This window comes from Vibrio makurazakiensis (assembly GCF_050337375.1).
Lineage (GTDB): Bacteria > Pseudomonadota > Gammaproteobacteria > Enterobacterales > Vibrionaceae > Vibrio > Vibrio makurazakiensis.
Genome location: NZ_JAKJSW010000169.1, coordinates 1 through 9,149 on the forward strand (window position 1 = coordinate 1; position 9,149 = coordinate 9,149).

Here is a 9,149-nt window from a genome sequence, read left to right on the forward strand (position 1 = left end):
ATAATATCGTACAACTTAGACAAAGAGTGGAACATTTGCTTTGCACTGCCTCCAGGGAAGTCTGCACGTCCAGTACCATGATGGAACAGTGAGTCTCCAAYAAAAATCGCATCACCAACTTTATAAGTGAGATCGGCAGGTGTGTGACCAGGTGTACTGATCACTTCCAAATCAGACTCACCAAAACCAAGATGTTCGTGATCCAGCAGATAATTTTCGAACTCGTACATTTCATCTAAGGCTAGATCGTCTTTCCAAGTGGAATAGACTTCTTTTACGGCATCAGAAACGTGAATCGCAACCCCAAGCTTTTCACTTAAGTAAAACGAACCCGTTAAGTGATCGGCGTGAATATGGGTTTCGAGTATTGCTGTAACTTTAAGATTAGACGTTTCAACATAGTCCAATATCATCTCTGCGGATTGAAAAGTCACCTCTCCCGTAGATTCATTGTAGTCAGCAACAGGGTCAATAATAATCGTTTCTTTAGATGCAACATCAGAAACCACGTAACTGATCGTGCCTGAGACTGGATGGAAAAAGTGCTGAACTTTTTGCTTAACCATAAACATCCCCCCAACGTGATACTTAATCGTTAATGCGTAGATATAGCTCGCAGTGCTACATTAGTATAGGTAGAGAGAATGGAGTTTGTGAAGTGAGAAAGGGCATCTCACTTCTAAAATAATTACAGAGGAGTTAGTCGTGTCAGCTAACCATTAGTCGGTAGATTCAAGGGGCTCGCATTCAACCCAATAACGGGCTATTGGGGAAGGAAAAACCTTTCCTTGAATAACTTTGTCTAGAACACCCTTGTTCGCTTCAATCACCTTTCTCGAAGCCACATTGTCTTCATCTGCGGTGATAAGTACCTGTTTTAGCCCCAGTAGTTTTGCTTCTTTCAAAGCCAATCGCAACATGTGCTTGCCGAACCCACGTCGACGATAACTTGGCGCGATGTCATACCCAATATGTCCAGCTTCCAAAGACAAAAACTCATTATCTATATTATGACGCACGCGTATAACGCCAGCGACATCATCGGTGTCAGTGAGTAGCCAAAAGTGGCTACATGGCACGTAAAACTTCGGTAAATTGATGCCTAGCGCTTGATTGTTAAGCGACTTCACATAGTAGCTAAAGCTCACACATGCTTCAGAGTAAAATTTCGCATTCTCGGGATCATTAATAGTAAAATCGTCGACGAATCTAAGAAATGCGGTTTGATAACATTCCGCTGGTGACACTAATTTCATCTGATCGTCCCTAGTCAATGTACTTCTTGAATTCACAGTAACATCAATTTAATAAAATAAATGCCGCTCATTACATAACTTACGAAGAGAAACGCCCTAACGGTACTTCGAAAGGGCGCTTTATGATTTGATATTGTAATTCTAATACACAGATCACTAAATGCATTCACTTAGAGTGAAACATTATTTATAATTCAATCAGTTATAAGTCTACAATTTCATTACCGCTCTTTATGTTATTTGCAAACGCATCAATATTATTGATTGTCGTGGTGGCGATGTTGTTTAGCGCATCTTTAGTCAAAAACGCTTGGTGACCCGTGAATAATACATTGTGGCAAGCCGATAAACGACGGAACACATCATCGACAATCACATCGTTGGATTTGTCTTGGAAAAACAATTCTTTTTCATTGTCGTAAACATCTAAGCCAAGTGCGCCAATTTTCCCTTTCTTCAAAAATTCAATCGCCGCAGTAGAATCCAGTAATTCACCACGACTGGTATTTACTATCATCACACCATCTTTCATCTTGTTGAATGCTGTTTCATCCAACAGGTGATAATTTTCTTTGCTCATTGGACAGTGCAAAGAAATCACGTCAGATCGGCTATATAGTTCATCAAGATCGCAATACTCGGCACCAAGCTCTTTGGCAATATCGCTTGGGTAAGGGTCAAAACAAAGAATGTTCATCCCTAAACCTTTAAGAATACGCATGGTCGCGATACCGATCTTCCCAGAACCGATAACACCTACAGTTTTGCCGTGGAAGTTAAAGCCAACAAGGCCTTCTAAGGAGAAGTTAGCATCACGCGTTCTTTGGTACGCTTTGTGCAGTTTACGGTTCAAACACATCATCATACCGACGGTGTGCTCCGCCACCGATTCAGGTGAATATGCAGGAACACGTACCACCTGAATACCAAGCTCTTTTGCGGCTTCGATATCAACCTTATCGAAACCAGCACAACGCATCGCAATAAGTCGAGTTCCACCTCGATGAAGTTTTTCTAAAACCGGTTGTGACAAATCATCATTAACGAAAGCGCAGACTACTTCGCACTGATAAGCCATCTTGGCTGTTTTCCTTGTCAATCTGAAATCATGAAAATGAAACTCTGCTGATAAATCCCTTTCGATACTATTAAACGATTTTTCGTCGTAAGATTTTGAGCTAAAAAATGCAATATTGAGCATGACTTCCTCTCTGAAATTGGAGGTTTATTAGGACATGACTTGTCCAATTATYAGAGTTTCAGTGTGCAAGACAACGATCACAAAGTCTATGTAAATGACCGTATTATCGTTTAAGTTTCCATCAGTTAAGACTGAATCATTTCACTATTTGCTGATACCCTTACCCACTTAACGGGTACTAAACATCTTTTTACTTTGCGTATCTTTATGAGACCAAAAATTAATATTGAATTGAGCGTCATCACTAAGCTCTACACGGTGCCAATATTGAGGTGGACTCGTCGCAAACTGCCCAGCCTTAATCACCACCACAGATTCTGGTTCAGTTGATGCTGAATTTTCGAACCCATAGAAAGTCACCTCCCCTTCCATCACGCAAATCTGTCCAAATACGCCTTCTGCGGTGTTGTGATGCTTTAATAATGCGGCTGGGATGTTCTCTTTAGTAAAGAACGGTGTCGAACGCTGAATTCTCCAATCAGCTGGAATTCTTAAATGACTCATAATCTTCTCTCTTCGATTAATGAAGCGCTCCTTGCAACAACAATCCTATTTTGGCCGATATCATTACCAATAATTTTCACTGCTAAAGTGACCAGGCTTTTTTCTTAAATGCTTGGTGAACCCGAGTTGCTTGAGCGCTTCACTCGTGTCTCGAACCATTGCTGGATTTCCACACAAGTAGAAGAAAGAGCGTTCTTGACTGAAATCGAGCTGCGCTGCTCTTTGCAGTTCGCCTCTAAGTAACAAGTCTGGGATTCGTCCCCGTAAACTTCCGGAGGTAGGTTCTCTAGAAACAACTGGCACATAATGAAGTTTTCCTTCTAATAAACGATCAAGCTTTTCGATACGGTCGGTATAAGTAAGGTCCGTTTTTTGTCTTACTGCATGAACCAAAACGACCTGTCTAAAGCGTCGGCTTTCAACTAACTCTTCCAACATCGCGAGGAACGGGCCAACGGCTGTTCCTGTAGATAGCATCCAAAGTTCTTCGACATGTTTGGGGATTTCTTGCAGTGTCATAAAGCCACTAGGGGCTTTACCGACATACACATCATCACCAACCTCTAACGTATGCAATTTAGGAGATAACTGCCCTAGTTGGTCTTTGATAATCAAAAACTCTAACGTTGGCTCTACAGGTTCTTTAACAGGCGCATTCACCATCGAGTAAGCTCGCCGCACAAAATCATCACCTTCAGGCAAAGCCAACTTAGTAAATTGCCCCGCGATATAATCGGCAACAGGTGCCTGCACATATAAAGTAAAGAGCTGCTCGTTCCAATCCACTTTTTTCGTTACTTTTCCTAGAACCAAACCATGTGGGACTTCGGGCATGTTGTCATCCTTATCGCTGTGAATGAATCACTACCCTAAGCATAGCATTTACCATGCCACTAACGAGAATGGTTATCAGTCAATGCCCAACAATAATACTCACCCCAATTTAAGTCAAAAAGACACACAAAAAAGGTGTCAAATTGACACTGTGAGTTTATTTTTACTCATAAGTTCGGTGAAATTAACCCAGTGGAATAGAGCGAGAGAAACGAGGAAAGCGAATAAAATTGCTTAGCAGAAAGGATTCAAAATTCTTATCCAGAAAACAAAAACGGCCCGAATATTCATTCGAGCCGTAAAAACGTTTGTTTAACTATGAGTCGGTAATTAAAGCTTATCGACCGTTGCCCAAACCGCTGCTACCGTATCGTGGCCAAAAGTAACACTTCGCTCAGGAGACCAGCCATAAAGCTCGTCAGCACAAATGATATGATCTTTAAACGGCATCTCAACGGTGTAAGACAAGCACTTAAACTGCTCAGCGACCCAATTAGAGCCGACCGTTAGGTTAGCTTTGCCTGGTTCATCTTTGTCATAGCCGATTTCATCTTGAAATTCAGGGGTAATCGTTAGCAATGCTTGCTTAAACGTGTTTTCAAGATCAGCAATACGAGCGTCGTATGATGGGATACCTTCACTACCCGCAACGAAGTTATATGGGATAGCCTCGTCACCGTGAATATCAAGGAACATATCAACGCCAGTTTCTAACATTTTCTCACGAACAAGGAAAACTTCAGGGCTGCGTTCCATTGATGGTGTTTGCCATTCACGGTTCAAGTTAACCCCTGCCGCGTTATGACGTAAGTGACCACGAATACTGCCATCTGGGTTCATGTTCGGCACAACTCGGAACACCGCTTTATCAAGAATAGAGCGGCCAACTGTGTCAGTGTCGTCAAGTAAGCGCTGTAGGAAACCTTCGATGAACCATTCAGCCATTGTCTCGCCAGGGTGCTGACGACCAATTACCCAAATGTTCTTTTTGCCTTCAGCAGGCTCACCAATAGTAAGTAGACTCATATCGTTGCCGTCTAACGTCGCACCTAGAGTTTCTAGTTCGCAGCTGTAATGAGTTTGCGCTGTGTGCAACAAGTCTTGGTGGCGATCGTACGAATAAGGAGCGAAATATGYGAAGTACATTGAACGGTACTCTGGCACAGCATTAAAGCTAAGAACATCGCCATCAAATTCAGCAGGAATGCGGAACCACTCCTCACGGTCGTAAGAAACAACGACGTCGTAATCAGTCCAACCTTCAGGGTAAGCAGAAGCCGCTAGGCCTGAAATTTGAAATTTGTGCTGTAAATGAGGTTCAGATTCCAAACGGAAATGAAACCATTGAGCGCAATCAGTTTGATTGTCTGCTGGAATGGTCAACTGAATGTTATCTGGTGCATCTGCTGAGACTATTTGAATGTTACCGCTTTCGAAATTGCTGAAGATTTTCATTGTTATCTTTTCTTTGTATAGGACTAGATCGTGAGACTAGCACGGTTCTACAAAAATGCTGTAAAACACGGAAAACTTAATGTTAATTTTTGTTAAATAGTCCAACAATATTCAGCCAGCGTTTAATACAACTCAGGGCTATCAAGTCATATAATGCATCTGAGTCAAAATAGACGTTGGTGTCGCAAGCGGGATCAAGTAGTATGCCCCGCTAGCCATTTTACTTTAGAAACCTATGACCATAGATATCGTCACCCTGCCAACGAAACCAGAAATCACCTGCGCAAATTGCCAAGCTTGCTGCTGCCGTTTGGAAGTCATGATATTTACTGATACTGGTGTTCCTGAAAAGTACATTTTAAGGGATGAGGATGGTGGTGAAGTGATGGAGCGCCTTGATGACGGCTGGTGTGCCGCGCTCGACCGCGACACTCTAATGTGTTCTATCTATGAAAACCGACCATGGATCTGCCGTGAGTTCGAAATGGGCTCTTATTCTTGTGAAGAAGAACGCGCAGAACACGGCATCGATTAATAAGTAATGAAGTAAGAACTTCGCATATATAAGTCTGCAACTCAATGAGCGAAGTAAGTGACGTTATTCTTCATTTTCGATTTCACTCATTGCAAACTTGATCTCTTCTGATGAAAAGCCTTTCCGAGTAAGCATCGCGTATGCTTTATTGCGCTCTTTGTAATCAGAAATGTCATACCCTTTCTTTTGCAATTGTTCTAGGCAAGAAGCATAAAAGTCGATTGTTCCTTCTCGAGATGCCCGCTCTACAATCGTATCCAGCTCAGTTATGTCGATTTTACGTTGACGTAGCTCCTGACGAATAACCGTCAGCCCCTTACCTTTCCGTGCGTACTTTAACACCTCTTTTTCAAGATCCGCCTTTTCTGCTTTGATCTCTAAGTTGGATTGAAGCTCTGAGGCCTTAGGGTGTTGTGCAATCGCTTCTTTAACCTGCTGATAAGTAAAACCACGTTTTTGTAATGCAGCAAAGAGCTTTTCTTTACTCATAGAAAACGATTGATAGTAGTTATTGACCCTATCGATCAGCAACGTTTGTTCATCAATCTGCTTATCTTGTTTTACCTGAGAAATCGCATCATGAATAATACTTTCACTGATACCTTTCTTCTTCAGTTTTTCGATAATGTAACCTGAGCCGAACTCACCAAAAAATGCTCGTTCAGTAAAGTGCAATGCGAAATCTTGATCCGACTTTATGTAACCGTAGCTACGCAAGCTCGCAAGCGTCTCATCTATCCAATCTTGATTGTCCGTTTTAACTCTCAACTTAGCTAATAACTCATTCTCCGTCATATCACGCTGTTCTAAATGCCACATTGCAGAGTTCATGACACTTTCTATTCGAGTCGCCTTTCTTACTTTATTTTGCGCTGAGTCCACAGAGCCACTGCCTTATTAAAGAGATTACAACGACCTAGCTTACACAAGATACTTTCATTTAATAAATCTATTTCATCTGAATTGCACTTTTTTTTGACAAGACATTTTATACATTGAGGCTAAATCAATAAGGAAATCAATATGAAAAAATTATTTTTAGCGTCACTTATTACGGCTTCATTTTCAGTTTCTGCCGCAAATGTTGCTACAGAAAGCAGTGCACAAAACATTCAAGGTCACCAAAACTTCCGTGGTGCTGAGGCTGTCGTTTCAGGACAAGAAAATTGGTATAGAGAACTTCGCCTTGATAGCTGGCAAGATATGGGGGTCTCATCACAAGAACYTACCGACGTTCTTTCTCGTATCAAGAGTGATTCAGCTTTACGAGACTCAGCGAATAAAAATACTCAAGGCCATTGGACATTTGAATTTTCAAACCAAGCTGAGCTATTTAACGAACGGGCGCAAAACCAACCTAGTGACCTTGCCGCTAAAAGCTATCAAAAAGCCGCTACAATGTGGATGATTGCGAGCTACCCTAATCTACACCAAGAAAATGAATTACAGGCTTTAAGTAAATCGGTAGATGCTTATATCAAAGCGGCTACAGCGCGAGGTGAGAATGTAGAAAAAGTATCCATGCCTCTTAAACAAGGTGGTGAGATTACAGGTATTTTACACTTACCAAAAAAATCAGAGAACGCACCTGTTGTTTTATGGACTGGTGGTGTCGATAAAACCTTAGTTGAGCACCACTACGACCTAAAAGATACCGTTAACAATGGCTCAGCGGTTCTAACATTTGATATGCCGGGTGCGGGTTTAAACAATACCATTGTGATGGAATTAGGACATGAGACACAAGCTCATGATGCTGCTCTGGCTTACGTGAAGCAAGACTCCCGTATTGATAGCTCTCGTGTTGCTGTGCTATCACAATCTGGTGCCGGTATTCCACTCATAGAGTTTGCGATCCAACAGCCAGAACTAAAGGCAATTGTCGCTCGTTGTGCTGTAGTAGACGGTGTTTTAACAAAGCCATTYCTATTTCCTGAGCTACCGCTAATGACTTCTCAATCTTTCGGTAAGCGCATAGGAGCTGACATCAACGATTTAGGATCCTTTGGTGAATTAACTGTTCCACTTTCATTGAAAACGAAAGGTTATTTTGATGGCGAACCTCGCATGGACACACCAATGCTAGTCATCAACACCTCTGGCGACATGGTGGCATCAGCCGAAGATATGAAGAAAACGGCTGCACTTTCGACTAAGGGTATCGTAGAGTTCCACGGTACAGATGGACACTGCCCTGAAGGACAAGCTGCGGTAGATTCGATAACCAACTTCATTTCTGCAAATATCTAAACGAAAAGCACATCAACGTTCAGAAATGCCCTCTTTCTACGGGCATTTCTTTCCTAATTAGCCACCCACATCTCAAGCTTTGGCATTCCAAATTAATTCCCTCAACGTCCATTAATAAAGCGTATGCGAGTGATTTTTGCATAATAAATATGAATTAAACTATGGATTATAGCGCATATCATACCTATACTACCGCGCAATCGTTTACGTAGTTGAGGTGGATTGATGTTGTACGCTGTAGGTACCAACCTGATAACAAGAATTTCTGGAAACCAATACATTAGTGGTGTGTGTAATGTATTTATCATGTTGCTGCCGGTGTCTCTGATTTCTGCATTCTGTATGCTTATTGGTAATGCAGCCTCCTACTTAGACTTTAATGTTGTAAGTCAAAAGCTACACCATGTCAGTTCATTGGTTTGGCAACTGTTTCCCATACTTCTTATCGCCTATTTCTCGCAGTTTCTTTCATGCATTCATAAAGTAGAAAAAATAGCCGTGATGACACCTTCTATGGTGATCTACTTCATTGTTAGCTATCAATGGGAGTTACTAAAAGTAGGAACCGTAATTCCAACGAACTACCCTCTCGCTATCCTCGTTCCTTTAGCGGTAAGCTTTTGTTTGAAAAAAACAAAACACATTACGCCACGAATGGACAGTAGCTTGCCAAATATCGTCGAGAAGTCGATCAATATGCTTCTATCATGCTGTGTATTAGTACTGACGTTTTCTGTTAGCAGCTATTTTTTAAGGAATGTGGTATTCGCAGATTTTGATATCACTAGCGTGTTACCTCACCTAGACCCGACTTCACTGAGTGATGGTTTGCTATACGAACTCGCTCGTAATCTTTTCTGGGCGATAGGCATAAATGGCCACATAATTCTGGCGTCGTATAAAACTGAGAGCTACCACCTAACGATCGAGCTCATTGAGCAACACCAAACGCTGGGTACACCATTACCTATTTTAACCAGTAACTTTTACGATTTTTATGCAGGGCTTGGTGGCGCAGGGAACACACTAAGTTTAGTCATATGCATGATTATTTGTAGTAAACGCCCTATCTATAAAAAGTTCGGTATTGCTGTGTTGATTTTGAGTATTTTTA

The 9,149-nt window shown here is 41.7% G+C and carries 10 protein-coding genes; 3 read left to right on the forward strand and 7 right to left on the reverse strand.

Features of this window, described 5'->3' with window-relative positions; translation table 11 throughout:
* The 6 genes from L4C33_RS16370 to L4C33_RS16395 form a co-directional block, all read right to left on the reverse strand.
* A partial coding sequence (locus L4C33_RS16370) for an MBL fold metallo-hydrolase (RefSeq protein ID WP_428813487.1) occupies positions 1–566 on the reverse strand: 566 nt, incomplete at its 3' end.
* A 153-nt stretch (positions 567–719) separates the two neighbouring features.
* Entirely contained in the window at positions 720–1,256 is a 537-nt protein-coding gene (locus tag L4C33_RS16375) for a GNAT family N-acetyltransferase (RefSeq protein ID WP_428813488.1), read from the reverse strand.
* 202 nt (positions 1,257–1,458) lie between these two features.
* Positions 1,459–2,457, reverse strand: a complete 999-nt coding sequence (locus L4C33_RS16380) for a 2-hydroxyacid dehydrogenase (protein ID WP_428813489.1) — start codon at positions 2,455–2,457, stop codon at positions 1,459–1,461.
* A gap of 168 nt (positions 2,458–2,625) precedes the next feature.
* Positions 2,626–2,961: a TehB family protein gene (locus L4C33_RS16385; protein ID WP_428813490.1), complete on the reverse strand. Its 336-nt coding sequence runs from the start codon at positions 2,959–2,961 to the stop codon at positions 2,626–2,628.
* A gap of 63 nt (positions 2,962–3,024) precedes the next feature.
* Positions 3,025–3,795: a ferredoxin--NADP reductase gene (locus tag L4C33_RS16390; RefSeq protein WP_428813491.1), complete on the reverse strand. Its 771-nt coding sequence runs from the start codon at positions 3,793–3,795 to the stop codon at positions 3,025–3,027.
* A 330-nt stretch (positions 3,796–4,125) separates the two neighbouring features.
* The gene (locus tag L4C33_RS16395) at positions 4,126–5,250 is read right to left on the reverse strand and encodes a M14 family metallopeptidase (RefSeq protein WP_428813492.1); all 1,125 of its coding nucleotides are present in this window, start codon (positions 5,248–5,250) and stop codon (positions 4,126–4,128) included.
* A gap of 235 nt (positions 5,251–5,485) precedes the next feature.
* Between L4C33_RS16395 and L4C33_RS16400 the strand changes: the two genes are divergently transcribed.
* Positions 5,486–5,785: a YkgJ family cysteine cluster protein gene (locus tag L4C33_RS16400; RefSeq protein WP_428813493.1), complete on the forward strand. Its 300-nt coding sequence runs from the start codon at positions 5,486–5,488 to the stop codon at positions 5,783–5,785.
* A 63-nt stretch (positions 5,786–5,848) separates the two neighbouring features.
* On the opposite strand, the gene L4C33_RS16405 is transcribed toward L4C33_RS16400, so the two are convergent.
* Complete coding sequence (locus tag L4C33_RS16405) at positions 5,849–6,616, reverse strand: recombinase A (RefSeq protein ID WP_428813496.1); 768 nt, start codon at positions 6,614–6,616, stop codon at positions 5,849–5,851.
* A gap of 192 nt (positions 6,617–6,808) precedes the next feature.
* Here L4C33_RS16405 and L4C33_RS16410 point away from each other — a divergent pair, with 192 nt between their 5' ends.
* Together L4C33_RS16410 and L4C33_RS16415 are read left to right on the forward strand one after the other, a co-directional pair.
* Complete coding sequence (locus L4C33_RS16410) at positions 6,809–8,035, forward strand: alpha/beta hydrolase (protein ID WP_428813494.1); 1,227 nt, start codon at positions 6,809–6,811, stop codon at positions 8,033–8,035.
* Between the two features lie 225 nt (positions 8,036–8,260).
* Positions 8,261–9,149, forward strand: an 889-nt coding sequence (locus L4C33_RS16415; protein ID WP_428813495.1) for a PTS transporter subunit EIIC, incomplete at its 3' end; no start/stop codon positions are given.

Coding starts and splice junctions, on each gene's coding strand:
- L4C33_RS16375 (WP_428813488.1), bottom strand. CDS start 1,256: ATGAAATTAGTGTCACCAGCGGAATGTTATCAAACCGCATTTCTTAGA.
- L4C33_RS16380 (WP_428813489.1), bottom strand. CDS start 2,457: ATGCTCAATATTGCATTTTTTAGCTCAAAATCTTACGACGAAAAATCG.
- L4C33_RS16385 (WP_428813490.1), bottom strand. CDS start 2,961: ATGAGTCATTTAAGAATTCCAGCTGATTGGAGAATTCAGCGTTCGACA.
- L4C33_RS16390 (WP_428813491.1), bottom strand. CDS start 3,795: ATGCCCGAAGTCCCACATGGTTTGGTTCTAGGAAAAGTAACGAAAAAA.
- L4C33_RS16400 (WP_428813493.1), top strand. CDS start 5,486: ATGACCATAGATATCGTCACCCTGCCAACGAAACCAGAAATCACCTGC.
- L4C33_RS16405 (WP_428813496.1), bottom strand. CDS start 6,616: ATGAACTCTGCAATGTGGCATTTAGAACAGCGTGATATGACGGAGAAT.